This window comes from Neoaquamicrobium sediminum, assembly GCF_013240295.1.
GTDB lineage: Bacteria > Pseudomonadota > Alphaproteobacteria > Rhizobiales > Rhizobiaceae > Aerobium > Aerobium sediminum.
The window spans coordinates 1,933,607-1,956,921 of sequence record NZ_JABETK010000001.1 but is presented as its reverse complement, the minus strand read 5'-3'; the positions used below and the strand labels follow the sequence as shown (position 1 = coordinate 1,956,921).

At 64.4% G+C, this 23,315-nt stretch carries 22 protein-coding genes, 3 pseudogenes and 1 riboswitch; of the genes and pseudogenes, 17 read left to right on the top strand and 8 right to left on the bottom strand.

Annotation, left to right across the window (positions count from 1 at the left end; genetic code table 11):
- Positions 1–7 precede the first annotated feature (7 nt).
- Positions 8–211: riboswitch (cobalamin riboswitch) on the top strand.
- A gap of 179 nt (positions 212–390) precedes the next feature.
- Genes HK436_RS09525 through HK436_RS09505 form a run of 5 tightly spaced genes read left to right on the top strand, consistent with a single transcriptional unit; the run spans position 391 to position 5,935 of the window.
- A complete protein-coding gene (locus HK436_RS09525; RefSeq protein ID WP_173189144.1) occupies positions 391–2,250 on the top strand; it encodes a TonB-dependent receptor domain-containing protein in 1,860 nt (619 codons plus the stop codon).
- 20 nt (positions 2,251–2,270) lie between these two features.
- A complete protein-coding gene (locus HK436_RS09520) occupies positions 2,271–3,116 on the top strand; it encodes an ABC transporter substrate-binding protein (protein WP_173190070.1) in 846 nt (281 codons plus the stop codon).
- On the top strand, positions 3,113–4,114 hold the full coding sequence (locus HK436_RS09515) for a FecCD family ABC transporter permease (RefSeq protein WP_173189142.1): 1,002 nt from the start codon (positions 3,113–3,115) through the stop codon (positions 4,112–4,114). The genes HK436_RS09520 and HK436_RS09515 overlap by 4 nt, the downstream gene beginning before the upstream one ends.
- Positions 4,111–4,884: an ABC transporter ATP-binding protein gene (locus tag HK436_RS09510; RefSeq protein ID WP_173189140.1), complete on the top strand. Its 774-nt coding sequence runs from the start codon at positions 4,111–4,113 to the stop codon at positions 4,882–4,884. The genes HK436_RS09515 and HK436_RS09510 overlap by 4 nt, the downstream gene beginning before the upstream one ends.
- A gap of 13 nt (positions 4,885–4,897) precedes the next feature.
- Positions 4,898–5,935, top strand: coding sequence for a DUF6925 family protein (locus tag HK436_RS09505; protein ID WP_173189138.1), 1,038 nt, complete (start codon positions 4,898–4,900; stop codon positions 5,933–5,935).
- Positions 5,936–5,939: 4 nt separating this feature from the next.
- Here HK436_RS09505 and HK436_RS09500 read toward each other — a convergent pair whose 3' ends face one another.
- Together HK436_RS09500 and HK436_RS09495 are read right to left on the bottom strand one after the other, a co-directional pair.
- Positions 5,940–6,326: a DUF2794 domain-containing protein gene (locus tag HK436_RS09500; RefSeq protein WP_173189137.1), complete on the bottom strand. Its 387-nt coding sequence runs from the start codon at positions 6,324–6,326 to the stop codon at positions 5,940–5,942.
- Between the two features lie 418 nt (positions 6,327–6,744).
- Positions 6,745–7,500 carry a DUF1223 domain-containing protein gene (locus HK436_RS09495; protein WP_312860578.1) on the bottom strand — a complete coding sequence of 252 codons (756 nt, stop codon included), beginning with the start codon at positions 7,498–7,500 and terminating at the stop codon, positions 6,745–6,747.
- A gap of 150 nt (positions 7,501–7,650) precedes the next feature.
- Between HK436_RS09495 and HK436_RS09490 the strand changes: the two genes are divergently transcribed.
- Positions 7,651–8,352 carry a ceramidase domain-containing protein gene (locus tag HK436_RS09490; RefSeq protein WP_173189133.1) on the top strand — a complete coding sequence of 234 codons (702 nt, stop codon included), beginning with the start codon at positions 7,651–7,653 and terminating at the stop codon, positions 8,350–8,352.
- Positions 8,353–8,431: 79 nt separating this feature from the next.
- Positions 8,432–8,911 carry a cupin domain-containing protein gene (locus HK436_RS09485; protein WP_173189131.1) on the top strand — a complete coding sequence of 160 codons (480 nt, stop codon included), beginning with the start codon at positions 8,432–8,434 and terminating at the stop codon, positions 8,909–8,911.
- Here the strand turns inward: HK436_RS09485 and acnA are convergent.
- Positions 8,912–11,601: pseudogene (gene acnA / locus HK436_RS09480) on the bottom strand (aconitate hydratase AcnA).
- A gap of 278 nt (positions 11,602–11,879) precedes the next feature.
- Here acnA and ccmA point away from each other — a divergent pair.
- From ccmA to HK436_RS09455, 5 genes and pseudogenes are all read left to right on the top strand, one after another.
- Positions 11,880–12,491 carry a heme ABC exporter ATP-binding protein CcmA gene (gene ccmA, locus HK436_RS09475; protein ID WP_173190068.1) on the top strand — a complete coding sequence of 204 codons (612 nt, stop codon included), beginning with the start codon at positions 11,880–11,882 and terminating at the stop codon, positions 12,489–12,491.
- Positions 12,492–12,710: 219 nt separating this feature from the next.
- Entirely contained in the window at positions 12,711–13,376 is a 666-nt protein-coding gene (gene ccmB, locus HK436_RS09470; RefSeq protein ID WP_173189129.1) for a heme exporter protein CcmB, read from the top strand.
- 79 nt (positions 13,377–13,455) lie between these two features.
- Positions 13,456–14,227, top strand: a pseudogene (locus HK436_RS09465) (heme ABC transporter permease).
- Positions 14,224–14,394 (top strand): heme exporter protein CcmD, encoded by a 171-nt coding sequence (gene ccmD, locus HK436_RS32340; RefSeq protein WP_173189127.1) that lies wholly within the window; start codon positions 14,224–14,226, stop codon positions 14,392–14,394. Before HK436_RS09465 ends, ccmD begins: the two are co-directional and overlap by 4 nt.
- Positions 14,391–14,989: pseudogene (locus tag HK436_RS09455) on the top strand (DsbE family thiol:disulfide interchange protein). The gene ccmD and the pseudogene HK436_RS09455 overlap by 4 nt, the downstream one beginning before the upstream one ends.
- A gap of 57 nt (positions 14,990–15,046) precedes the next feature.
- Here HK436_RS09455 and HK436_RS09450 read toward each other — a convergent pair.
- The 3 genes from HK436_RS09450 to HK436_RS09440 form a co-directional block, all read right to left on the bottom strand.
- A complete protein-coding gene (locus HK436_RS09450; protein WP_173189125.1) occupies positions 15,047–16,171 on the bottom strand; it encodes a Glu/Leu/Phe/Val family dehydrogenase in 1,125 nt (374 codons plus the stop codon).
- A 161-nt stretch (positions 16,172–16,332) separates the two neighbouring features.
- Positions 16,333–16,758 carry an OsmC family protein gene (locus HK436_RS09445; protein ID WP_173189123.1) on the bottom strand — a complete coding sequence of 142 codons (426 nt, stop codon included), beginning with the start codon at positions 16,756–16,758 and terminating at the stop codon, positions 16,333–16,335.
- A gap of 106 nt (positions 16,759–16,864) precedes the next feature.
- Positions 16,865–17,323, bottom strand: a complete 459-nt coding sequence (locus HK436_RS09440) for a YbaK/EbsC family protein (RefSeq protein WP_173189122.1) — start codon at positions 17,321–17,323, stop codon at positions 16,865–16,867.
- 170 nt (positions 17,324–17,493) lie between these two features.
- Here HK436_RS09440 and HK436_RS09435 point away from each other — a divergent pair, with 170 nt between their 5' ends.
- Both HK436_RS09435 and HK436_RS09430 read left to right on the top strand, forming a co-directional pair.
- The gene (locus HK436_RS09435) at positions 17,494–17,694 is read left to right on the top strand and encodes a hypothetical protein (protein WP_173189120.1); all 201 of its coding nucleotides are present in this window, start codon (positions 17,494–17,496) and stop codon (positions 17,692–17,694) included.
- Between the two features lie 44 nt (positions 17,695–17,738).
- Positions 17,739–18,044, top strand: a complete 306-nt coding sequence (locus HK436_RS09430) for a YciI family protein (protein ID WP_244648630.1) — start codon at positions 17,739–17,741, stop codon at positions 18,042–18,044.
- Here the strand turns inward: HK436_RS09430 and HK436_RS09425 are convergent, their stop codons facing one another.
- A complete protein-coding gene (locus tag HK436_RS09425; protein ID WP_173189116.1) occupies positions 18,045–19,304 on the bottom strand; it encodes a ubiquinone biosynthesis hydroxylase in 1,260 nt (419 codons plus the stop codon).
- A gap of 102 nt (positions 19,305–19,406) precedes the next feature.
- On the opposite strand from HK436_RS09425, the gene tesB reads away from it, so the two are divergent.
- The 3 genes from tesB to amtB all read left to right on the top strand — a co-directional run bounded on the left by tesB (position 19,407) and on the right by amtB (position 22,254).
- Positions 19,407–20,282 carry an acyl-CoA thioesterase II gene (gene tesB / locus HK436_RS09420; protein WP_173189114.1) on the top strand — a complete coding sequence of 292 codons (876 nt, stop codon included), beginning with the start codon at positions 19,407–19,409 and terminating at the stop codon, positions 20,280–20,282.
- 222 nt (positions 20,283–20,504) lie between these two features.
- Complete coding sequence (locus HK436_RS09415; protein ID WP_173189112.1) at positions 20,505–20,843, top strand: P-II family nitrogen regulator; 339 nt, start codon at positions 20,505–20,507, stop codon at positions 20,841–20,843.
- A 28-nt stretch (positions 20,844–20,871) separates the two neighbouring features.
- Positions 20,872–22,254: an ammonium transporter AmtB gene (gene amtB / locus HK436_RS09410; RefSeq protein WP_206680494.1), complete on the top strand. Its 1,383-nt coding sequence runs from the start codon at positions 20,872–20,874 to the stop codon at positions 22,252–22,254.
- A gap of 97 nt (positions 22,255–22,351) precedes the next feature.
- Here the strand turns inward: amtB and HK436_RS09405 are convergent, their stop codons facing one another.
- Positions 22,352–23,239: a LysR family transcriptional regulator gene (locus HK436_RS09405; RefSeq protein ID WP_173189109.1), complete on the bottom strand. Its 888-nt coding sequence runs from the start codon at positions 23,237–23,239 to the stop codon at positions 22,352–22,354.
- Positions 23,240–23,315 lie beyond the last annotated feature (76 nt).

The following is a 23,315-nucleotide window of genomic DNA, read 5'->3' as shown; positions in this document are numbered from 1 at the left end:
CACGCGATAGCACGATCTTGGAACTGGTTCCGCCGCGAGGCGGATGAAAATGGGAACGCGGTGCGGCCTTTGCGGGCCAATGCCGCGGCTGCCCCCGCAACTGTAACCGTTGAGCCAACTACCGGACATGCCACTGGCCTCGATCGGCCGGGAAGGTGGAAGGAGGCGATGACACGGGAGCCAGGAGACCTGCCGTTCCAGTCACCCAAGCCAGGATACGGGGTGTGTCCTAGCGCGGTCGTCCGTCGCGGTGACATCGAAAGTTGCCGCATGCCGGAAACGGCCGGGGTTCGATGTGCATTCGCCCGTCATAAGCCTCAAGCCTGAAACCGTCTGCGGTTCTGATGAAACCGGGGCGCGTAGCGCCCTTGCCTGGAAGCGGGGACAGACATGAGACAGTGGATTTTGACGGCAAGCGCGCTGGCGCTCGCATGTGGGACGGCACAGGCGCAGACAGCACCTGGCACCGACGAAGACGCAACACTTCTGGACAGGATCGTGGTGACGACGCCGCTGCGGCGCGAGACGCCGCTGATCCGTTCGACGTCGTCGGTGACGGTTGTCGACGAGGCCGAGATAGCAAGCTCGGCGGCCGCCGACCTGCCCTCTCTGCTCAAGCGCTACACCGGCGTTTCGATAACCAGCTACGGTGGCCAGGGCGCTTCGTCCAACGTGCAACTTCGCGGCATGTCCTCGACCCAGACGCTGGTGCTGGTCAATGGCGTCCGCACCGCAGCGGCAACAAGCGGCACCAGCTCGCTTTTCAATATTCCTCTGTCGGCGATCGAGCGTATCGAGATCGCCAAGGGGCCGCATTCGTCGCAATACGGCGCCGATGCGATGGGCGGCGTCATCAACGTCATCACCAAGCGCGGCGGTGCCTGCGGTGACGGCCGCAATTTCTGCGGCAGCGTGACGGCGGGCGTCAGCCATCCCTGGGGCGCGCAGCTATCCGCAGACCTTCGTGGCGAGGTGGACGGCCTCGAATATTCGGTCGGCGGCGGCATCCTTGGCACGCGTGGCTACGACTTCACCCTGCCGACGACCTGGGGGCACGAACCCGATGATGACGGGTTCATGCAGGGCTCGTTCAATTTCTCGCTGTCGAAGCAGTTCGACTGGGGCCGGCTCTATGCCGACGGTCTCTTCTCGCGTGGCCGCAGCCAGTATGACGCCACCGCGCCCGGCTTCAACGAGGTCGACACCACGACTTTCGCTGGCAAGGCCGGTACAACCTTCGACCACACCGACGACTGGTCGTCGACGGTTGAATTTTCGAGCGGCGTGGACCTGAGCACGAATTTCCGTGACGGCGTGCCTGGCGAGGACGAATTTGACACAACCCGCTATGGCGTTCTTGCATCGACAGAAAAGAGCTTCACGACTGGACTGGTCGACCACACGCTGCTTGGCGGCTTCGAGGTCTATCGCGAAAGCGTCGACACCACCTTGCCGCTAGCCGTCACGGGCCGCACGCTTGCAGCCGGTTTCGCCCAATACTCGCTCGACTATGGCGCGCTTACCGTCGATAGCGGCATCCGCCACGACTACAACGAGCAGTTCGGTGATGCGACCACCTACAATATCGGCGCCAGTTACGAGTTCGTGCCGGGCCTCGTCGGCCGCGCATCCTATGGTACGGGCTTCCGCGCCCCGACCTTCAACGACCTTTATTACCCTGGCTATTCCAATCCGGACCTGCGCCCGGAGAAGTCGCAGACCTACGAGGTCGGGCTAGCCTGGCAGCCGAACGCCGATACCAGCGTCGATCTCGTTTTCTACCAGACGTGGCTGCGTGACGCGATCGCCTCCATGCCGCCGACCTATATCCCGTTCAATGTCGCGCGTGCGCGCATCACCGGCTTCGAAGCATCGGTCTGGCACGCTTTCGACGAGCGCTGGAGCGGCAAGGTGACCCTCGACGTGCGCGATCCGGTCAATCTCGATAACGGGCTCCATATCCCGAACCGCGATCGCTTCAAGGCGGGCGCGGAGCTGAACTTTGCCGCCACCGACAGGCTCGACCTGTCGGCCAAGGTGCTCTACGTCGCTTCCAGGCACTCGAACGTGGCCAACACCACCAGGGCGCCGGACTATGTTACGGTCGATCTGTCCGCCAGCTATCGCTTCGATGAAAAGTCGACGATGAAGTTCTCGGTCGAGAACCTGTTCGACGAGACGTACGAGACGGTTGCGGGCTACCGCGCGCTGGGCCGGACGGTCAATCTGAGCCTGACCCGGCAATTCTGATCGGGAAACGCGTCGTGTTCATCGCCCGCGCCATACTTGCCGTTTCCCTGACAATTGCTGCGGGGATCTCGCCGGCGTGGGCGACCGACGGCGCACCAAGCCGTGTCGTCTCGATGAATGTCTGCACGGATCAGCTCGCCATGCTGCTGGCCGCGGAGGGGCAGCTCCATTCCGTTTCGCACCTTGCCGGCGATCCGGGCGTGTCCGTGCTGGCCGACGAGGCGGGACGCTATGTCGTCAATCACGGGCTCGGCGAGGAAATCTTCCTGATGCAGCCGGACCTGGTGATTGCCGGCACTTTCACCACGCGGGCAACCATCGACATGTTGCGGCGCCTGGGCTTTCGGGTCGAGGAATTCGCCCCCGAAGGCACGTTCGAGGGCGTGCGGGCCAACATACGCCGCATGGGCGAGTTGCTTGGGCGGCAGCAGCGCGCGGATGAATTGATAGGGGAGCTCGATGCCGGGCTGGCGGAACTGGCAAGTGAGCCGACACCGCCACTTTCAGTCGCTCTCTACTCCGCCAACAGCTACACGTCCGGCGACGGCTCGTTGTCCAACGCCGTGATTGAGGCTGCAGGCCTGCAAAGCATCGCCGACCGGCTCGGCATCGTCGGCGTCCAGCGCCTTCCGCTCGAACAGCTCGTGCTTTCCAACCCGGATCTGGTCGTGCTCGGCGAACGTACTTACGACCGGCCGGCCCTCGCCCATGAGAATTTCCGGCATCCCGCCTTCACAGCGATCGCCTCGCAGGACCGGCTGGTGCGCATTCCCGACCGCTACTGGATATGCGGCGCGCCCTTCACGCTCGAGGCGGCGCGACTCCTGCGCGATGCGGCGAATGCCCATGCAGAGGCCGCGCGATGAGCGATCGCATCAGCTATGCGGCGGTGCTTGGCGCGCTTGCGGCGGCAACGCTTGCGCTGTTTTTCGTCTCGCTGACCACCGGACCGGCGGATGTCGGCTTCGGGGAGAGCATCAGGGCGCTTGTCTCCGGCGACGCCGACCTGTTGACCCTGGTGATGCGTGAGATACGCCTCCCCCGCGCGCTGCTGGGGTTGATGATCGGCGCGACCCTCGGCCTGTCCGGCGCGGTACTGCAGGGCTATCTGCGCAACCCGCTTGCGGAGCCTGGCCTGCTCGGCATCAGCGCTTCGGCCTCTCTGGGCGCCGTCGTCGCCATCTACACCGGTATCTCGGTTGCCTTTCCGCTCGGCCTGCCGCTTGCAGCCCTGGCGGGCGCCGTGCTGGCCGTGCTGCTGCTGCGCGTCATGGCCGGCGAGCGCGGCGGTACGCTCACCATCATCCTGGCAGGCGTCGCGATTTCGGCCTTTGCCGGCGCAATGACATCGCTGGTGCTAAACCTGTCGCCCAACCCCTTCGCCGCTACCGAAATCGTATTCTGGATGCTGGGCTCGCTCACCGACCGCTCGATGACCCATCTGTGGCTGTCGGCGCCCTTCATGGTGGCGGGCTGGGTGATGCTTGGCATGCTGGCGCGGCCGCTCGACGTTCTCACGCTGGGCTCGGATGCCGCCGCCAGCATGGGTGTCGACATGCGCCGGGTCCAGTTCCTCGCCGTGTTCGGCACGGCGGCTTCTGTCGGCGCCGCTACCGCGATCGCCGGCGCGATCGGCTTCATTGGACTTGTGGTGCCCCACGTGCTGCGGCCGCTGGTTGGTGCCGTGCCATCCCGCCTGCTGCCAGCCAGCGCACTGGGTGGAGCTGCAGTGCTTCTTGCAGCAGACATACTCGTCCGCCTGATCGCGCCCGGCCGTGACCTAAAGCTCGGCGTGCTGACCGCCATCGTCGGCGCGCCGTTCTTCCTGTGGCTCGTCTGGCGCACCCGGAGGCGGATGCTGTGACGCTGCTTTCCCTTTCCAGTCTGTCGGCGGAACTCGGCGGCAAGACCGTGCTGCGCGACGTGGCACTAACGGTCGAGGAAGGTGAATTCGTCGGCCTTATCGGGCCCAACGGGGCCGGAAAGTCGACCCTGCTGCGCACCATCCTCGGCTTGACGCCGTCCCAAGGCAATATCGAGCTTGGCGGCCAGGCTGCAGCATCGATGAGCGCGGCGCAACGCGCCAGGCTCGTCTCCTACCTGCCGCAGGAGCGCGAGATCGCCTGGCCGGTAACCGTCGAGCGTCTTGTCGGCCTCGGCCGCGCGCCCCACCTGCCGCCTTTCGCCCGTCCCGGCGCGGCGGACGAAGCGGCGGTACGTGAGGCTATGCGGCGTATGGATGTCGAAGACTTCGCAACCCGCCGCGCCACCGAGCTTTCAGGCGGTGAGAAGGCGCGCGTGCTGATCGCCCGCGCGCTGGCGCAGGAGGCGCCCTTGATGCTGGCCGACGAGCCGACGGCCGGGCTCGATCCCGCGCACCAGATCACGCTGATGCGCGTGTTTGCCGGGCTCGCCAAGGAGGGACGGAGCGTCATCGCGTGCCTGCACGACCTTGGACTCGCCGCACGCTGGTGTTCACGGCTGGTTCTCTTGGCCGACGGATCGATCGTCGCCGATGGCCCGCCGCGGGACGTTCTCACCGCCGCGCGTCTGCGCGACGTATATGGCATCCAGGCCTATCTGGGCGAAGACGGCGGCGGCCTCGTCGTCCACCCGCTCGATCTGGCCGAATGACGAGGCGAAGACAATGACGCAGCTGCCGCAACTCCTTGCCGAACATCTTTGCGACTGGCGCTCCGGCTGGAGCATGGGCACGTTCGGCGCGATCGCCGAGTTCCATCACGACGAAGGGGAAAAGCCGCAGGTTGACGACGCAGCCGGCCTTGCCAGAGCTACATCGAGAGGCGGTATCCGCATCAATGCCGACGGTGTCGCCGAGATCGTGCCCATCGCCTACGAAACCCTGAGCCCGCGTGCCCATCGCTGGACGCAGGCGGTCGCATTGTGTTTGCCGGAACACGCGGCACGCCGCACCGCCCGCACCGTTCTCACCGAGCTAGGGCCTGACACCGACGCTGTGCGGCCGCAGGACCGCGATGGCGTACTGTTCGACATGGGGCTTTCGCTGCCGCAATGCGATTTCTGCATCAGGACTGCCGATCCGGCGCTGCTCGAAACCTTGCGGCAGGCCGAAGGGCGCTCGCTGTTCGAACCCGGCAATCCGGCGATGCCGGCCATCCTCGCGGCCCATCCGCACCGCGTGGCGATCACCAATATCGGTCGCGTCGAGGTTTATCAGAAGATCGGAGGGCCGGACACGGGCGGCGTCTCCCCGCCCGGACCCCACACCCACCTGCTACCCAAACTGCTCGCCACCGGTCGCACGCACTCGGCAAACACGCCGATACCGAAAGGGTTGCTGCCGCTCGGCTCGCTTCATCCCGGCAATCCCGTGATCGGCGCGATGGGCGAAGACCGCCCGTTCGACGCCGCGTTGCATGAAGCCTTCCAGCAGATGCTCGTCCGTTTCGGATCGACGGAAGCCGTCGCCGAAAAGACGCGGGTGCTGGAGGCGGTTTCACGTGCCGACGAACCGACTAGCTATGGTCTGCCGCGCACGCGCCTCGGCCGCGTCGCGATGCGACTGGCCCTGCGCCAGCAGGCCCATGTGACGGCAGAGGCTTCGGATACCGCGGCGCATGCCGAAATCAACCGCTGGATTGCCGCGATCGAGCCGGCGGGCGGCAACGAGGCCGACACCGACGACGACGCGCCCGGTCATTAGGCGTTCAGGTACCCACCAGCTTCAGCGGCTTGTCGAAAACGGCAAGAACGCGGCCGAGTTCATGTCCGCGCTTGAGGATCATCCCGCTCGCGGCGACCACCGAAAAGGCGCCCTGTCGTCGCGCCAGCGCCGGCGTCTTGACGATCTGGTAGAGCGGCACTTCGCTGGTGCGCCGAAAGACCGAGAACACTGCACGGTCCCGCAGATGGTCGATGGCGTAGTCGCGCCATTCGCCTGCCGCGACCATGGTGCCGTAGATTTTCAGGATCTGATCGAGCTCTCGCCGATGAAAGGTTACCGGAAGCTCATCCCGCTCGCGCCGCCTTTCGTGGAGCGGGATCAATATTGCGGAATCGTCCTTACCCTCCGCTCCGGTGCCGTGATCGGTCATGCAGTGGCCTTTCGTGACAGTTCGACGACAATACGAAGGTCGCGCTTCCAGACCGGAAATGCAAGCCCCGTTGCCCAGCGCGGGTCACGTCAGGGTTCGATGTGAAGTCGAAAAAGTTCCGTCACATTGCATCACAAAGTGCCACGGCGTGTCGTGATTGGTGATGGCTCGCCTTATTGTCGCCGCATTTTATCCAAGCTGACGCCCCATTGTGTGGCGACCATCCACCTGTTGCCTGAGACGGTTCGGTCCGGCAAGGCCCTGTAACCCCAAGCCCCCGCCCACGGGGCAAGGTCGGATCGAACCAACTCCGGGTGAACGCCCGGACGTCAAGGGCACGACGATCCCAAAGCAAGCAATCACCGGCGCTGGTCCCAGTGCCGGTTTTTGTTTTTACGGGAACCGTCTGACGGTGTCTTCACCAGTTTGGGGGACGGGTAACGATCGCGGCGCCCAGGATCGGGCCGGGTAGTCCACCCGACACCATCTCCTGCACGAGCACGGCGCAGCCGCCGGCGCCCTTCTTGGCGACTTCGCTCATCGGCAATTCGAACCGCGCCTTCTTGCCGTGCCACATGCCTGCCGAGTGAAAGCCCGACACGGCGTTCAGATAAGTGAAGTTGCGGCCGCGATTTTCGCCGCGGGTGATTTCCACCTCGCTCGCCGCATTGAAATAGACCAGCACGACATGTGCTTCGTCGACCGAACGCGGCAATTCGCCGGTCTCGATGATGACCGAATCGCCGCTGTAGGAGACCTTGACGTCAACGACCATGCCTTCCGCGGTACCCGACATGCGCTCTATGGCCGCCTCGACCTTGCCGCGCTTGGCGCCATTCATCTGCTGGCGGCCGTTGACGACCGCCTGGGGCGTGTAGACTGAGCGGTTCCCGAAGGCGCGGTTGTATTCCTGCTGGCGCGCGGTGTTGTCGGCGCTGGCGAGCGTGTCGCGCCAACCGAGATAGTCCCAGTAGTCGACGTGGTAGGCCAGAGCCACCACGTCACCGGCTAGCGCAAGGCGACTTAGCGTCTCGTCCGCTGGCGGACACGAATTGCAGCCCTGGCTTGTAAAGAGCTCCACGACAGCCTTCGGCCGCTTGACATTTTCCTCGGCGAGCGCGCCATAGGGCAATGCAAGCAGGAGCACGGCCGTCGCCAGCCTGAGAAGGTTCACGCCCAATGGTTGTTTCCGAATTTCCCTGTCGGGTCCCCGACCGGACCCTTCTTGATGGCTGCGCAGATTAGGCATCGCAGCCCTCAACGGAAAGTCACGTTGCGGTGAAATTTTTGTACCAATCTTCAATGCTGTGCTTCGGAGCCGCGAATGTTTGACGATCTGCAGATCCGTTTCGACCTCTATTGCGAACGTACCGGGCCGGAATTCTGGTCAGAGCCCGTCAATGCACTGACCAATCTCGCTTTCGTGATGGCCGGGCTGTGGGGCCTTTACGCAACGCGGCGGCGCGGGAAAGACGCCTTCTCGGAATTGCTTTGCTGGTGGGTAGTGGCGATCGGCGTCGGCTCCTTCCTGTTCCACACCTTCGCCACCCGGCTCACTATGTGGGCCGACATCCTGCCGATAGCCGGCTTCACGCTTGCCTATACCCTGTTCAACCTGCGCCGATTCATGGGCCTGCCCTGGCTGTCGTCACTGATGGCGTTCGTGGCGTTCTATGTCGTAGCCGGCGTTTTCACGGCGCTCGTGCCAGACTGGCTGCGTGACGCCTCCAACGGTTCGACCGGCTATCTGCCGCCTTTCCTGGCGCTATTCGTGTTCGGTCTGCTGGTTCTGCGAAGCGGACACCCGGCCGGCTGGTACAACCTGGCAGCCGCCGGCATCTTCGTCGTATCCGTCAGCTTCCGTGCACTCGACCCGCATGTGTGCGAAGCCATGCCGCTCGGCACGCATTTCCTCTGGCACACGCTCAACGGGCTCCTTCTGGGCGTGCTGCTGGCAGCCGTTGCGCGATATGGAGCCGCAGGCGATGCCCGGCTCGCACGGCCACCCATTCAGTCGGCCGGATGAACCTGCAGGCCCCTTTGCAGTAAGCGTCGCCTTGCCGCAACTATGGTATGATCGGGGATGACACGGAGAGGTCGTTCCCATGTCCAGCTTCACAAGCGCAGTCGTATCGATACCGGGCAGTGAGCGCATTGGGCGAACGCCCTTCGGCGCGCGCATGATCGTGCATGCCACTGCTGCCGAGACCGACGGCGCCTTCGGCATGTGGGAGACGTTCACGCCACCCGGAAAAGGCCCCGCACCGCACACACATACGCGCGAGACCGAGGTCTTTCGTGTGATCCGCGGCCTCTATCGCTTCCATTGCGGTGACGACGAGTTCGACGCGCCACCCGGCTCGGTTGTGGTGCTGCCGCCGCATGTGCGTCATGGCTGGGTGAATATCAGTGACGAGGAAGGCCAGATGTTCGCCACCGTGACGCCGGGCGGCCTGGAGCAGCTGTTCCTGGAGATCGAGGCCCGTAGGACCATCACGCAGGAGGAAATTGCGGCGATGGAAGCGCGCCTCGGCATCATCAACGATGAAACCGAGGCGCTTGGCGTTTCGTTTCCCGGCTGGTGACTACGCGGCGAGATCGCGCAGAACGTACTGCAGGATGCCGCCGTTCTTGAAGTAGTCCAGCTCATCGAGCGTATCGATGCGGCAAAGGATCGGAACGTCCTTCACCGTGCCGTCCGCATAGGTCACCTTGGCCACCATCTTCTGGCGCGGCTTGATGGTCTCGAGCCCGTCAATGGTGACGGTCTCGTCGCCCTTCAGGCCCAGCGACGCCCAACTCGTGCCCTCGTCCAGCGTGAACGGCACGACGCCCATGCCGACGAGGTTGGAGCGGTGGATGCGCTCGAACGACTGCGCGATCACGGCGCGAACGCCGAGCAGGTTGGTGCCCTTGGCAGCCCAGTCGCGCGACGAACCGTTGCCGTATTCGACGCCGGCGAATATCACCAGTGGCACGCCCTCGGCCTTGTACTGCATGGCCGCATCGTAGATCGACATCTCCTCCTTGGAGGGATAGTGGATCGTGAAGCCGCCTTCCTTGCCGTTTTCGCCGAGCATGTGGTTGCGGATGCGGATATTGGCGAAGGTGCCTCGCATCATCACCTCATGGTTGCGCGGCGCGTGCCGTACTGGTTGAAGTCGGCAACGCCGACGCCGTGGTCGGTGAGATACTTGCCAGCCGGCGACGCAGCCTTGATCGAACCGGCCGGGGAGATGTGGTCGGTGGTGATCTTGTCGCCGAAGAGGCCCAGAATGCGAGCGCCCTTGACCGGAGCTGTCGCGTCCGCCTTCTGGCCCATGCCCACGAAGTAAGGCGGGTTCTGCACGTAGGTCGACTGGTCGTCCCACGCATAGGTCTCGCCGGACGGTGCCTGAACCTTCTGCCAGTTCTCGTCGCCCTTGAACACGTCGGCATACTTCGTGGCGAAGATTTCGCGCGTGACGTATTTCTCGATGAACTCCTGGATTTCCTGCGTGGTCGGCCAGATGTCCTTGAGATAGACCGGCTGGCCGTCGGCGCCCTCGCCGAGCGGCTCGGTGGTCAGGTCCTTGGTCACCGTGCCGGCAAGCGCGTGTGCGACCACCAGCGGCGGCGAGGCGAGGTAGTTCGCCTGCACGTCGGGCGACACACGGCCTTCGAAGTTGCGGTTGCCCGAGAGCACGGCCGCGCCGATAAGGCCCTTGTCGTTGATGGTCTTGGAGATCGGCACCGGCAGCGGGCCGGAATTGCCGATACAGGTCGTGCAGCCGAAGCCGACGAGATTGAAGCCGATCTGGTCGAGCTCCTTCTGGAGGCCGGACTTTTCGAGATACTCGGCCACCACCTGCGAGCCGGGCGCGAGCGACGTCTTGACCCACGGCTTCTGCTTGAGGCCGACGCGGTTGGCGTTGCGCGCAAGCAGGCCCGCGCCGATCAGCACCGAAGGGTTCGATGTGTTGGTGCAGGAGGTGATCGCCGCGATCACCACATCGCCGTGGCCGAGGTCGAAATCCTCGCCCTCGACGGCATAGCGCTTGGAGACGTCGACGGTCTTCTTGTATTCGGTCTCCAGCGACTTGGCGAAGCCGGATGCGATGTCTTCCAGCGGAATGCGCCCTTCCGGCCGCTTGGGGCCGGCCATCGACGGCACCACGGCGCCCAAGTCGAGCTCCAGCGTGTCGGTGAAAACCGGATCGGCAATGCCGTCCTCGCGCCACATGCCCTGAGCCTTGGAGTAGGCCTCGACCAGCGCGATGCGATCCTCGTCGCGGCCCGAGGTCGTCAGGTAGCGCAGCGTTTCGTTGTCGACCGGGAAGAAGCCGCAGGTTGCGCCATATTCCGGCGCCATGTTGCCGATCGTCGCGCGGTCCGCCAGCGTCATCGAGGACAGGCCCGGACCGAAGAACTCGACGAACTTGCCGACGACGCCCTTCTTGCGCAGCATCTGCGTGACGGTCAGCACGAGGTCGGTCGCGGTCACGCCTTCCTTCAGTTTGCCGGTGAGGCGGAAGCCGATCACTTCCGGCAGCAGCATGGAAACCGGCTGGCCAAGCATGGCAGCCTCGGCCTCGATGCCGCCCACACCCCAGCCAAGAACGCCGAGGCCATTGATCATGGTGGTGTGGCTGTCGGTGCCGACGCAGGTGTCAGGGTAGGCGACCGTCTCGCCCTCTTCATCCTTGGTCCAGACGACCTGGCCAAGATATTCGAGGTTGACCTGGTGGCAGATGCCGGTGCCGGGCGGTACGACGCGGAAGTTGCGGAACGCCTGCTGGCCCCACTTCAGGAACTTGTAGCGTTCCTCGTTGCGCTGGTATTCGAGCTCGACGTTGCGGGCGAACGCCAGCGGCGTGCCGAACTCGTCGACGATGACCGAGTGGTCGATGACGAGATCGACGGGAACGAGCGGGTTGATCTTCTGCGGATCGCCGCCCAGCGAGGCCATCGCGTCACGCATCGCGGCAAGGTCGACGACGGCCGGAACGCCGGTGAAGTCCTGCATCAGCACGCGCGCCGGCCGGTAGGCGATCTCGACGCCGGCCGTGCCCTTGTCGGTAAGCCAGGCGGCAACCGCCGAGATGCTCTCCTTGGTGACCGAGCGGCCGTCCTCGTTGCGCAGCAGGTTCTCAAGCAGCACCTTCATCGAGAAGGGCAGCTTGGAAATGCCGGTCAGGCCATTCTTTTCGGCCTCGACGAGGTTGAAATAAGTGTATTCCGCACCGCCCGCATTGAGCGTCCTGCGGCAATTGAAGCTGTCGAGTGATTGTGACACGTGCGATCCCTAACGTTCGGTTGCCGATTGGGTAACGGACGCCAGTGCATGCTCATCACGCGCAAAGGTGCGGGTACGGTCATTTCCGCTGTCCGTTCCCGTGCGACCCGGCCGTTCAAGGCGGCGCGCGCGCTGGTTCGGCGCAATATGGTTCCCGTGCCGACCGCTGGCACGGTTGCCCCGCATATAGAGAATTTCGTAGAATAGTTCTAGAGCGCTTTGGGGTGAATTTGCTGCATCGCACCGGGTGGTCCGGCGCAGCCGGAGAACTGGAAGGCATGCGGCTGATTGCCGAGAACCTGGCGGGAGAACGCGGCGGAGAGCCGGTTTTCTCCGATGTAAGCTTTGCCATCGGAGAGGGCGAAGGCCTCGTCGTGACCGGCCCGAACGGCGCCGGCAAGTCGACGCTGCTGCGCATTGTCGCCGGCCTCCTGCCGGCAAGCGGCGGCCTGATTCGGCTGGACGGTGGCGGCGAGCAATGGCCAGACATAGCCTCGGCCTGCCACTATCTCGGCCACGCCAACGCGATGAAGACAGCGCTGAGCGTGGATGAGAACCTGCATTTCTGGCAGGACTTTGCCGGCGAGCCGCATCTTCCGATCGACGAAGCGCTGGACATGGTGGGCCTTCCGCAGATCGGCCACCTGCCTTACGGCTACCTCTCCACCGGACAGAAACGGCGCATCGCGATTGCCAGGCTGCTTGTCAGCTACCGTCCGGTCTGGCTGCTAGACGAACCGACGGCAGGGCTCGACAAGGCTTCTGAAGGGCAATTCGCCGCGTTGATGCGGGCGCATCTCGAGGACGGCGGCATCATCCTCGCCGCCACCCACCTGCCGCTGGGGCTCGAAGGGGCGAAGGCTTTGAAGATGGGAGAGCACCGGGAATGACGGCTCCCTACGTTGCCCCCTCTGTCCTGCCGGACATCTCCCCCACGAGGGGGAGATCAGCCGGCCGCGCGGCTTTCGCCAATCGCCGGCGTTGCAGTAGGAACGGTGCGCGCTAAGCTGCCGATCTCCCCCTCGTGGGGGAGATGTCCGGCAGGACAGAGGGGGCAACATAGGGCTCAAGGCTGCTATTTGCCTACCCAGACCAGGGCATGAAGCCCCATGCTAGCCCTCTTCGTCCGCGATCTTCGCCTTGGCATCCGGGCCGGCGGCGGGGCGCTGGTCGGCATCCTGTTCTTCCTCGCCGTGGTGGCCGTCGTTCCGTTCGGTGTCGGACCGGACCTCAACCTGCTGGCCCGCATCGGCCCCGCCATCCTGTGGATCGGCGCGCTTCTGGCCTCGCTGCTCGGCCTCGACCGTTTGTTTCAGGCAGAGCGCGAGGACGGCGCGCTGGACGTGATCCTGTTGGCGGAAGGCCGTCACATGCTGGCGCTGAGCGTCTTCGTCAAATGCCTCGCGCACTGGACGGCGGCGGTGCTGCCGCTGGTGGTCGCCTCGCCTCTGCTTGGCCTGTTCATGAACATGGACCCGCTGGGGATCGGTGCGACGACGCTGACGCTGCTCGTCGGCACGCCGGCCATCGCCTTCATCGGCGCGGTCGGAGCCGCGGTCGCGGTCGCTCTGCCGCGCGGCGGTTTGCTTGTATCGGTGCTTGTCCTGCCGCTGACCATACCCGTGCTGATCTTCGGGGTGTCCGCAGCCTACGGCGCGGTCAACGATCCCGATCCATTCCTCCCTCCCTTCCTCATTCTTGCCGCCTTGACGTTGTTCTTCGCCGTGATCGGGCCGTTTGCAGCCGCTTTGGCTCTCAAGGGCGGGTCCGACTGACGACCGTGCGGCGAAGACACTCACGCGAGTTTGATGCGCCGCAATTGCAAGCGCCCGAGCGTGAGCCTAAGAAAAGCGCATGAGCGATACCGCAACCGCACAGACAACACGCTGGATCGACCTAGCCAACCCGACCCGTTTCGTCGCGCTGGCCGACCGGCTCGTGCCGTGGCTGGCAGCGCTTTCGGCGCTGACACTGGCGGCCGGCATCTGGATGGGTTTCGCAGCACCCGAAGACTACCAGCAGGGCATAACCGTACGGATCATGTACCTGCATGTGCCGTTCGCGTGGCTGGCGATGATGTGCTACTCGCTGATGGCCGTCTCGGCGCTCGGCACGCTGGTCTGGCGGCATCCGTTGGCCGACGTCTCGCTGAAGGCAGCCGCACCCGTCGGCGCCGCGTTCACGCTGCTTGCACTCGCCACCGGTTCGATCTGGGGCAAGCCGATGTGGGGCACATGGTGGGTCTGGGACGCGCGCCTGACCTCCGTCTTCATCCTGTTCCTGATGTATCTGGGCATCATCGCGCTGACGCGCGCGCTCGACGATCCTTCCCGCAGCGCGCGCTGCGGCGATCGTCACGCTGGTCGGCTTCGTGAACATTCCCATCATCAAGTTCTCGGTCGACTGGTGGAACACGCTGCACCAGCCGGCGTCCGTCATCCGGCTCGACGGCCCGACGATCCATCCGACGCTGCTGTGGCCGCTGCTTGTCTGTGCGCTCGGCTTCACGCTGCTGTTCTTCACCTTGCACATGATGACAATGCGAACGGAAATCTGGCGACGCCGGGTTATCGCGATGCGGCGGCTGGCAGTCCGGTCGGCCGACGCGGAAAGGACCGCTTCGTGAGCGCGCATGCCCTCTACGTCTCTGCCGCCTATGGTATCTCCGCGTTGGTGATCCTTGGCCTGATCGGCTGGATTCTGATCGACCAGCGCAACCGCAAGCGTGAATTGTCCCGGCTCGAGGCGGCAGGCATCCGCCGCCGCTCTGACGCGAGGCCGGCCGCGCAATGAGCACCGAAACGGAAAGCGCCCGGCCCAGGTCGCGGCGGCTCTGGCTGGCCCTGCTGCCGCTTGGGCTTTTCATGGCGCTTGCTGCGATCTTTCTCGCCCAGCTTCTTTCCGGCCGCGACAACTCAGTGGTCCCGTCAGCACTCATCGGCGCCGAGGCGCCGCAAACGTCCCTCCCCCGCTGGACGGTACCGGCCTGCCCGGTCTCGATTCGACCCGGTTCGAGGGCAAGGTGACATTGGTCAATGTCTGGGCTTCGTGGTGTGCGCCCTGCCGGCAGGAGCATCCGCTGCTGATGCAGATGGCGCAGGATCCCCGCATCGTCGTAGCCGGCCTCAACTACAAGGACAGACCGGAAAACGCCCGGCGCTTTCTGGGCGAACTCGGCAATCCGTACGCGCAGATCGGAGTCGACGGCAATGGCCGAGCCGCGATCGACTGGGGCGTCTACGGCGTGCCGGAGACGTTTCTCGTGGGCAAGGATGGCCGCATCGCCTGGAAGCATGTCGGCCCGTTCACGCCGGATTCGATCGTCACCGGCCTGATGCCGGAAATCCGGAAAAGCACTCGCGACAGAATAGTCACGAACAAAAGATGACCGTCCGGGGCCGCCTTCTGTGTGCGGTCACCCGTCCGGTTCCCCTGAACGAATTTGTCAGGCCGCGCGCGCCTGCGCGATACGCTCTTCGGCAATTGCCTGCGCGATGTCGTTGGTGGGCCGCTGTTCGGCCTCGGCGCGCTGGAAAATGTCTGTCAGTGTCTCAGGGATAAGCGCCACGTGCCGCATGACCTCCGCACGGTCGTAGCCTTCCGGCGCAAGCTCGGCGGCCACGTTGATGAGGCCGCCGGCATTGATGACGTAGTCGGGCGCGTACAGCACGCCGCGCCGCATCAGATGGGCCGCATCCTCATGGCGTGCGAGCTGGTTGTTGGCCGCACCTGCGACAATGCGTGCCTTCATATGCGGGATCGTGTCGGCCGAAAGCACGCCGCCCAGCGCGCATGGTGCGAAAAGATCGGCCTCAGCCGCGACGATCGTCTCCGTCTCCACCACCTCGGCTCCGAAAGCCTCCCCGGCTTTGGCTACGCGCGCCGCATCGATGTCGGCGACTATCAGCGACGCGCCTTCGCTGTGAAGCTGCTCGCAGAGCGACCAGCCAACGGAGCCCAGCCCCTGGACGGCGATACGCAGGCCTGAAACGGCATCCGAACCGCGCGCGTGCTTCAACGCAGCCTTGACGCCTAGAAACGTCCCGAGCGCCGTAACGGGCGAAGGGTTGCCGCTGCCGCCAACGGTGGTGCCGGACACATTCGGCGTGCGTTCACGCAGGAAGTTGGCGTCATCCAGCGTCAGCCCGACATCTTCGCCGGTGTAGTACTGGCCGTTCAGGGCCGCCAGCATCTCGGCATAGGCCTCGAGCGTTGCCGGGGTCTTTTCAGTCTTCGAATCCGCCTTGATGACGGCCTTGCCGCCGCCGAACGGCATGCGCGCGATGGCAGACTTGAAGGTCATGCCGCACGAAAGCCGCAGCGCGTCGGTGAGTGCGGCGTCGAACGTCGCGTGCGGCCACACCCGCGTGCCACCCAATGCAGGTCCAAGCGCGGTATTGTGGATCGCGACAATGGCGGTGAGACCACGTTCGTCGTCCTGACCGAGCCAGATCTGTTCGTGATCGTCGAAGGCGGCAAGCCGCGCGGCCTTCGCGGTGATGTCGGTCAGTTTCAATGACGACGAAGCAGTGGCTGGGCGCAGCGTGCGCGCCTCCCTTGTCTGCAGCATACGTTCCTCCCGGATGTTGCGTTTCCGGTGTAATTCTAGCGCGGCAGCACGGTTTTTGGTTTCGAAGTGGCCCGGAAAGACGTTCTTACGTTGCGGGACCAACCGATTAGCATTGCCGAATATGTCGCGGGCGCAGCCGACGGCCGCGCCCGCGAGATCGGTCAGGCAAGGCGAGCGTCGAGGGTGACGTCGATGGCGCCAAGCGCCTTGGAAACCGGGCAGCCTTCCTTGGCCTTGTTTGCCAGCTCCTTGAACTTGGCCTCGTCGATACCTGGAACCGCGCCGACAAGCGTCAGCGCGCTGCCGGTAATGCCGGTGCCGGGTACCAGGGTGACGACGGCCTTCGCCTCCAGCTTTTCAGCCGGGGTGCCGTTCTCCGCCAGAAAATGCGAAAGCTGCATGGCAAAGCAGCCGGCATGGGCAGCCGCGATCAGTTCCTCGGGATTCGTGCCCGATTTGCCCTGTTCGTCCTCGAAACGGGCCTTGAATGAATATGGGTGAGCTGAGAAGGCCCCGCTCTGAAGGTCGATGGCACCCGTGCCTTCCTTCAGATTACCCTTCCATACCGCGGTTGCGTGTCGATCCATGGTGGTCTCCCTGGCAAATTGAGCTGCGTTGCCGCCGCGGACGCGACGGTTCCGCTTCAACATAGGGCAGCAGGCCCCGGCGTTCCATGATGCGACAGAAACTTGCCTACTGGCAGACGTCGACCCATTGCGCATCCGTCAGGGCGGCCAGCCGGTCCGGCGCGATGCGCACCGCCGCGTTGATCGCGCCGGCAGCAGGCACGACCTCCTCGAAGCGCTTGAGCGATACGTCGCAGTAGACCGGCAAGGGCTGTGGCAGCCCGAACGGGCAGACGCCGCCGATGGGATGGCTGGTCAGGGCGACGACCTCTTCCGCGCCCAGCATGCGCGGCTTGCCGCCAAGAACGGCCTTGGCCTTCTTGTTGTCCAGCCGCGCGGTTCCGGCAGCCACTACCAGCATGGGCTGTTCGCCCACGCGCAGGCAGATGGTCTTGGCGATCTGCGCTGGCTCGACCCCATGCGCGGTCGCTGCGAGATCGACCGTCGCAGAGCTCTGCTCGGTAACGATGACGGAAATGTCCGGGGCTTTTTCGGCGAAGAAGGTGCTGACAGATTCGAGGCTCATGGCTTTCGGTTAGCCAAGGTCGCGCCTCCCCGCAACCCGTTGGTCATCGCAATCGTCGGCGGTGGCGCGCAAGCACCAAAAAATGTTCGTGCAAAAATGTCGACTCGTCCCGCGTCACCTCGTCTCCAGTCAGGCGCGCCATTCCGGCGCGGCAAAAGGGAGACGACATCATGGACCTGTTGCCGATGACTGATCATTTGCGGAAACTGGCTGAGGAACCACGCGGCGCCCACCGGAGGAACTTTGCCGGAACTGGTCTCGCGATTCTCGCTTTCGCGCTGCTGGGATTTACGCTGGCATCGATATTACACGATGGCGACGGTCGGCTGTCGCGCGTGAATGCAACGCCGACAACGGAGGATGCACGATGAAATTCGTTTGCCTGATCCATCATACCCAGGAAGCCTTCGCGCAGATGAGCGAGGCCGAACACAGCGCTATGCAGGCCGATTCGCTTTCTTATGACCGCGAACTGATGGACCAGGGCAAACTGTTCCTGGCACAGGCGCTGCGCCTGCCCGATGAGGCCAAGACGGTGCGCAGCCGTCGCCGCAAGCCCATGATCACCGACGGGCCGTTCGCGGAAACCAAGGAGCAGATTGTCGGCCTGATCGTGATCGAGGCGCGGGATATGGAGGAGGCTGTCCAGATCGCAGGCAGGTTGCCGCTGGCCCGCACCGGCCACGTGGAGGTGCGCGAAGCCTATTCCATCCACGATTGATCAGATCGGCTCGCCCTGCAGAAGGCGCGGCGCGTGCTCCGACAGTCCAGACGCCTGGCGGATGAAGAAGTCCTTCATCCGCGGCATGCGCTCGACAATGCCCAGCCCGAAATCGCGCACCGCGCGCAGCGGGCCGAAATCGTTGGAGAACATCCGGTTCAGCACATCGGTGGTAATACCCATCTGCAGCGTGTCGAAGCGCCGCCACTGCTGGTAGCGCTCCAGCACGTCGAGCGCGCCGATGTCCTGCCCGAGCCGGTCGGCTTCGACCACGACCTCCGCAAGTGCTGCCGCATCTTTGAAGCCGAGATTGAGGCCCTGCCCGGCGATCGGGTGGATGCCATGCGCGGCATCGCCCGCCAGCGCGAATCGCGGCTTCACGAAATCACGGGCCAGCGTCAGCCCGAGTGGCCATGCGCGGGGCTTGTCCGCAACCCTGATCTCGCCGAGCTTGAGGCCGAAGCGCTGTTCCAGCTCGGCCTCGAAGACGATCTCGTCCTCGGATACAAGCCGCTCTGCGTCCTGCGTCCGCTCCGTCCAGACGATGGAAGAGCGGTTGCGCCCGTCTTCGCCGGTCTTGAGCGGTAGTATGGCGAATGGCCCGCCGGGCAGAAAATGCTCTTCGGCGCGGCCCATATGCGGCCGCTCGTGCTCGACCGTGCAGACGATGCCCGACTGGCCGTACTCCCAGTTCACCGTCCTGATGCCGGCCATGTCGCGCAGCCGCGACCGCACACCGTCGGCGGCCACCAGCAGCCGCGTGCGAAACGTCACGCCGTCGGCAAGATGCACGAGCGTTTCCTGCGCACCCGCCTCGAAGCCGGAAACGCCCACCCCTTCGATGATGTCGATGCCGAGTTCGGCAGCGCGGCGTCGAAGGGCGGCATTGAGGTGCCGGTTCGCGACCATGTGCGCGAAGGCTTCGCCGGGCGCCACCTCGCCGTCGAAGGTGAGGAATACGGGCCGCACCGGATCGGCAGTGCGTGAATCGGTCACGACCATCTCGGTCATGGCCTGTGCATTGGGCTCGATCTCGTCCCAGCACCCAAGTTGCCCGAGCATGCGGGTGGCGGCCGCGGCAATCGCCGAAGCGCGACCGTCCTTCTGCCAGACCCCGGCAGGGGCCGCATCCACCACTGCGATCGCAAGGTGCGGGCTTGCCTGTGCAATACTGACCGCGACCGCGAGCCCAACATAGCCGGCGCCGGCGACGATCACGTCGAGGCGGGCGTCGTCATCTTTTCTGGGCCGAGCCGGCATCGCGCATCCCTTCCGTTTCCATCCGCAGGAACCCTCCCGCGCTTGACTTGTTCCGCCGAACTGTCGAAACCCGGATGACTTTCATTGCCGGGGACAGACCAGATGACGCAGGCCATGCAGGAGCTTCTCGACATACTCGACCTCGAGCAGCTTGAACACAACCTGTATCGTGGTCGCAGCCATAAGGTCGGCTGGCAGCGCGTATTCGGAGGCCAGGTCATCGGGCAGGCGCTGGTGGCAGCCCAGCGCACCGTCGATGGCGAGCGCTATGTTCACTCCCTGCACTGCTATTTCATGAGGCCGGGCGATCCTGCGGTACCGATCGTCTACGAGGTCGACCGCCTGCGCGACGGCGGCTCCTTCACCACGAGGCGCGTCACTGCGATCCAGCACGGCCATGCGATCTTCTCGCTCGAATGCTCGTTCCAGATCGAGGAGCACGGGCTCGAGCACCAGATGCCGATGCCGCTCGACGTACCCGGCCCCGAACAGTTGCATTCACAGATCGAGCTGCTTCAGGAAACCGGCCACACTGTGCCGGAATCGGTGCGCAAGTTCTGGGCGCGCGAGCGGCCGCTGGAGATCAAGCCCGTCAACATCGAGCACTACACCACGCGCGACAAGCTGCCGCCGCGCCAGCATGTCTGGGTGCGCGCCAGCGGCGAGGTGCCGGACGACCGGCGGTTGCAGGCCGCCATCCTCGCCTACCTGTCGGACATGACCCTGCTCGACACGTCGACCTTCGCCCATGGGCGCATCGGCTTCGATCCCGAAATCCAGATGGCGAGCCTCGACCACGCAATGTGGTTCCATCGCCCGCACAAGCTCGACGACTGGCTGCTCTACACGCAGGACAGCCCCAATTCGATCGGCTCCCGAGGCTTCTCGCGGGGTTTTCTTTATGCGCGCGACGGTGCGCTGATCGCCTCCACCGCCCAGGAAGGGCTGGTGCGCCTTCGCACGCCGCGCGAGAAATAGTCGATACTGTGCAATTGCCTAATTTATAGGCAATTGTGTTGCTGCACCTGCGAACGGCGGTCGGCCGGTCTCAGAATTTTTCACGTATTTACAATCAGTTAACTGCGCGCCGGGGCAACTGGCACGCGGCTTGATTCACCTTTGGCACTCCTCGGCTGCCCAGGCAGACCGGCGATGTCACGGCAAACGCGGGGGACCCGCAAAAGCGAAGGGTGAAACCTTATGAAAATCGTGATGGCAATCATCAAGCCGTTCAAGCTCGACGAGGTGCGCGAAGCGCTAACCGCCGTCGGGATCCAGGGCCTGACTGTCACCGAAGTCAAAGGCTACGGGCGGCAGAAGGGTCACACGGAAATCTATCGCGGCGCGGAATACGCCGTTTCCTTTCTTCCCAAGGTGAAGATCGAGGTCGCTGTCAGCACCGATCTCGTCGACAAGGCCGTGGAGGCGATCTCCGGCGCGGCCAAGACCGGGCAGATCGGCGACGGCAAGATCTTCGTCTACGGCATCGATCAGGCCGTGCGCATCCGCACCGGCGAAACAGACACCGACGCGCTCTGAGCGGCACGGACCATCCATGGAGATTGCTATGAAAATTCCAACCTTCGTTTCAGCTGCCCGCGCGAGCGCCGGCATGCTGGCGCTGACCGCGTTCACCGCGATGCCCGCCTGGGCGCAGGACGCCGCCGAGGGTGCGGCCGAAGAGGCCGCAGAGGCTGCGCCGCAATTTGCCGCCGCGGCCGACACTGCATTCATCTTCAACACGCTGCTCTTCCTGATGGGTGGCTTCCTGGTGATGTGGATGGCTGCTGGCTTCGCGATGCTTGAAGCAGGCATGGTGCGCACCAAGAACGTCTCGATCCAGCTCACCAAGAACATCGCCCTCTACGCGATTGCAGGCCTGATGTACTGGGTCATTGGCTACAGCCTCATGTATGTCGACGTCGGCAGCTATTTCGGCACGTTTGCTCCATACAGCTTCGATCCGGTCGGGCTTGAAGGCGCCGACACGGCGGCGTTGCTTGAAACCGGCTATTCGACCGCCTCGGACTGGTTCTTCCAGATGGTGTTCGTGGCGACCGCCGCATCGATCGTCTCCGGCACGCTCGCCGAGCGCATCAAGCTGTGGCCCTTCCTCGCTTTCGTCGTCATCCTCACCGGCATCCTCTACCCGATCACCGGCGCCTGGACCTGGGGCGGCGGCTGGCTGAGCCAGATGGGCTTCTCCGACTTCGCCGGCTCCACGATCGTTCACTCGGTCGGCGGCTGGGCAGCCCTTGCCGGTGCGATCCTGCTCGGCGCGCGTAATGGCAAATACGCCTCCGACGGCTCCGTGCAGCCCATTCCGGGCTCCAACATGACGCTCGCGACTCTCGGCACCTTCATCCTGTGGCTCGGCTGGTTCGGCTTCAACGGCGCCTCCCAGCTTGCCATGGGCACGATCGGTGACGCGGCAGACATCAGCCGTATCTTCGCCAACACCAACCTTGCCGCGGCAGCGGGCGTGGTCGCCGCGCTGGTTCTGACCCAGATCCTCTACAAGAAGGTCGATATCACCATGGTGCTCAACGGCGCTTTGGCCGGTCTGGTGTCGATCACCGCCGAGCCGCTCGCCCCCGGGCCGTTCGCCGCGATCCTCATCGGTGCCGTTGGCGGCGTCATCGTTGTGCTTGCCGTGCCGATGCTCGACAAGTTCAAGATCGACGACGTCGTGGGCGCGATACCCGTCCACCTCTTCGCAGGCATCTGGGGCACGCTCGTCGTTCCGTTCACCAACGCGGACGCAAGCTTCGGCACGCAGATCGTCGGCATTGTCGCCATGGGCCTGTTCACCCTGGTCGCCTCCTTCGTTGTCTGGTTCATCATCAAGGCCACCATCGGCCTGCGTGCGAGCCCCGAAGACGAAATGGCCGGCCTCGATCTCGCGGAGATCGGCGTGGAGGCCTATCCGGAGTTCTCGGCGGGCCGCTGACGCGCCGAAACCCATCCCGTAGCGGCGGTCATAAAGGCCGCCGCACCTTTGAGGCCCGGTTCCCGCCGGGCCTCATTTTTGTCGATCGCCGAGACCGTCAGCCGCAGAACCAGTCGATGAATGCCTGCAGTTTGGGCGGCTGCCCGCGCGACGGATAGTAAAGCTGAAAACGGTCCGGTGCAGGCTCGAACCGTGACAGGACTTCGACCAGTTCGCCCGCTTCGATAGCCGAAAGTTCCGTTGCCCTGAAGCGTTGAGCGATGCCAAGTCCTTCGCGCACCGCCAGGCCCATATGGTCGTTGTCGTCCAGCACCAGCCGCGGATTCGGATCGATCCGCAGCACCTGGCCGTCGACGTTGAAGGTCAGTGGCTCCAGCCGCTGGCTGCCCGGCAGCCGATAGCGGATGATCTGGTGGCCTTCGAGGTCGCCCGGCACATCGGGAATGCCCGCGATCTCCAGATAGCCCGGCGAAGCAAGCATGACCCGTCGAAGCGTTGGCCCGATGGGGCGGGCGATCATGTCCATTTCCAGCGCATTCGGAAACCGGATACCCGCGTCGTAGCCGCCGGCCACGATGTCGGCCAGTCGGTCGTCGGTCGTCAGCTCCAGGGTGATTTCCGGGTAGGCCCTGATGAAAGCTGCGAGCCTTGGCAGAATGCAGACCTGCGCGGCCAGCCGCGACAGGTTGATGCGCAAATTGCCGGCTGGCCTCTTGCCAACGGTGCGGACCCGGTCGAGCGCGTCGGTAATGTCACCGAAAGCCCTTTCGGTATCCCGCAACAGAAGTTCGCCTGCCTCCGTCAAACGCACACTGCGGCTGGTGCGTTCGAAGAGCCTGACGCCAACCATGCCTTCAAGCTGGCGGATTTTCTGGGATACCGCCGAAGGCGTCATGCCCAACCGGCCGGAAGCCGCGGTGAAGCCGCCGGCCGAAGCCACCATTCGGAAAGCAGGCAGAAGAGGGAAGACTTCCGGAACAATCATTTAGCATCTCTTCATGACGCTTGAAGAATGCATCGGCTCAACTTCACGATCAAGCCGCGCCATCTATCGCTCATTC

Excerpts from the sequence above, each read along its gene's own strand:
- HK436_RS09430 (WP_244648630.1), top strand. The coding sequence starts at position 17,739 with ATGAGCGAGGCCGAACACAGCGCTATGCAGGCCGATTCGCTTTCTTAT.
- HK436_RS09490 (WP_173189133.1), top strand. The coding sequence starts at position 7,651 with ATGTTTGACGATCTGCAGATCCGTTTCGACCTCTATTGCGAACGTACC.
- HK436_RS09405 (WP_173189109.1), bottom strand. The coding sequence starts at position 23,239 with ATGATTGTTCCGGAAGTCTTCCCTCTTCTGCCTGCTTTCCGAATGGTG.
- ccmA (WP_173190068.1), top strand. The coding sequence starts at position 11,880 with ATGCGGCTGATTGCCGAGAACCTGGCGGGAGAACGCGGCGGAGAGCCG.
- HK436_RS09450 (WP_173189125.1), bottom strand. The coding sequence starts at position 16,171 with ATGCTGCAGACAAGGGAGGCGCGCACGCTGCGCCCAGCCACTGCTTCG.
- HK436_RS09435 (WP_173189120.1), top strand. The coding sequence starts at position 17,494 with ATGGACCTGTTGCCGATGACTGATCATTTGCGGAAACTGGCTGAGGAA.
- HK436_RS09415 (WP_173189112.1), top strand. The coding sequence starts at position 20,505 with ATGAAAATCGTGATGGCAATCATCAAGCCGTTCAAGCTCGACGAGGTG.
- HK436_RS09515 (WP_173189142.1), top strand. The coding sequence starts at position 3,113 with ATGAGCGATCGCATCAGCTATGCGGCGGTGCTTGGCGCGCTTGCGGCG.
- HK436_RS09525 (WP_173189144.1), top strand. The coding sequence starts at position 391 with ATGAGACAGTGGATTTTGACGGCAAGCGCGCTGGCGCTCGCATGTGGG.
- tesB (WP_173189114.1), top strand. The coding sequence starts at position 19,407 with ATGACGCAGGCCATGCAGGAGCTTCTCGACATACTCGACCTCGAGCAG.
- HK436_RS09440 (WP_173189122.1), bottom strand. The coding sequence starts at position 17,323 with ATGAGCCTCGAATCTGTCAGCACCTTCTTCGCCGAAAAAGCCCCGGAC.
- HK436_RS09500 (WP_173189137.1), bottom strand. The coding sequence starts at position 6,326 with ATGACCGATCACGGCACCGGAGCGGAGGGTAAGGACGATTCCGCAATA.
- ccmB (WP_173189129.1), top strand. The coding sequence starts at position 12,711 with ATGCTAGCCCTCTTCGTCCGCGATCTTCGCCTTGGCATCCGGGCCGGC.
- HK436_RS09505 (WP_173189138.1), top strand. The coding sequence starts at position 4,898 with ATGACGCAGCTGCCGCAACTCCTTGCCGAACATCTTTGCGACTGGCGC.
- HK436_RS09425 (WP_173189116.1), bottom strand. The coding sequence starts at position 19,304 with ATGCCGGCTCGGCCCAGAAAAGATGACGACGCCCGCCTCGACGTGATC.
- HK436_RS09445 (WP_173189123.1), bottom strand. The coding sequence starts at position 16,758 with ATGGATCGACACGCAACCGCGGTATGGAAGGGTAATCTGAAGGAAGGC.
- HK436_RS09485 (WP_173189131.1), top strand. The coding sequence starts at position 8,432 with ATGTCCAGCTTCACAAGCGCAGTCGTATCGATACCGGGCAGTGAGCGC.
- amtB (WP_206680494.1), top strand. The coding sequence starts at position 20,872 with ATGAAAATTCCAACCTTCGTTTCAGCTGCCCGCGCGAGCGCCGGCATG.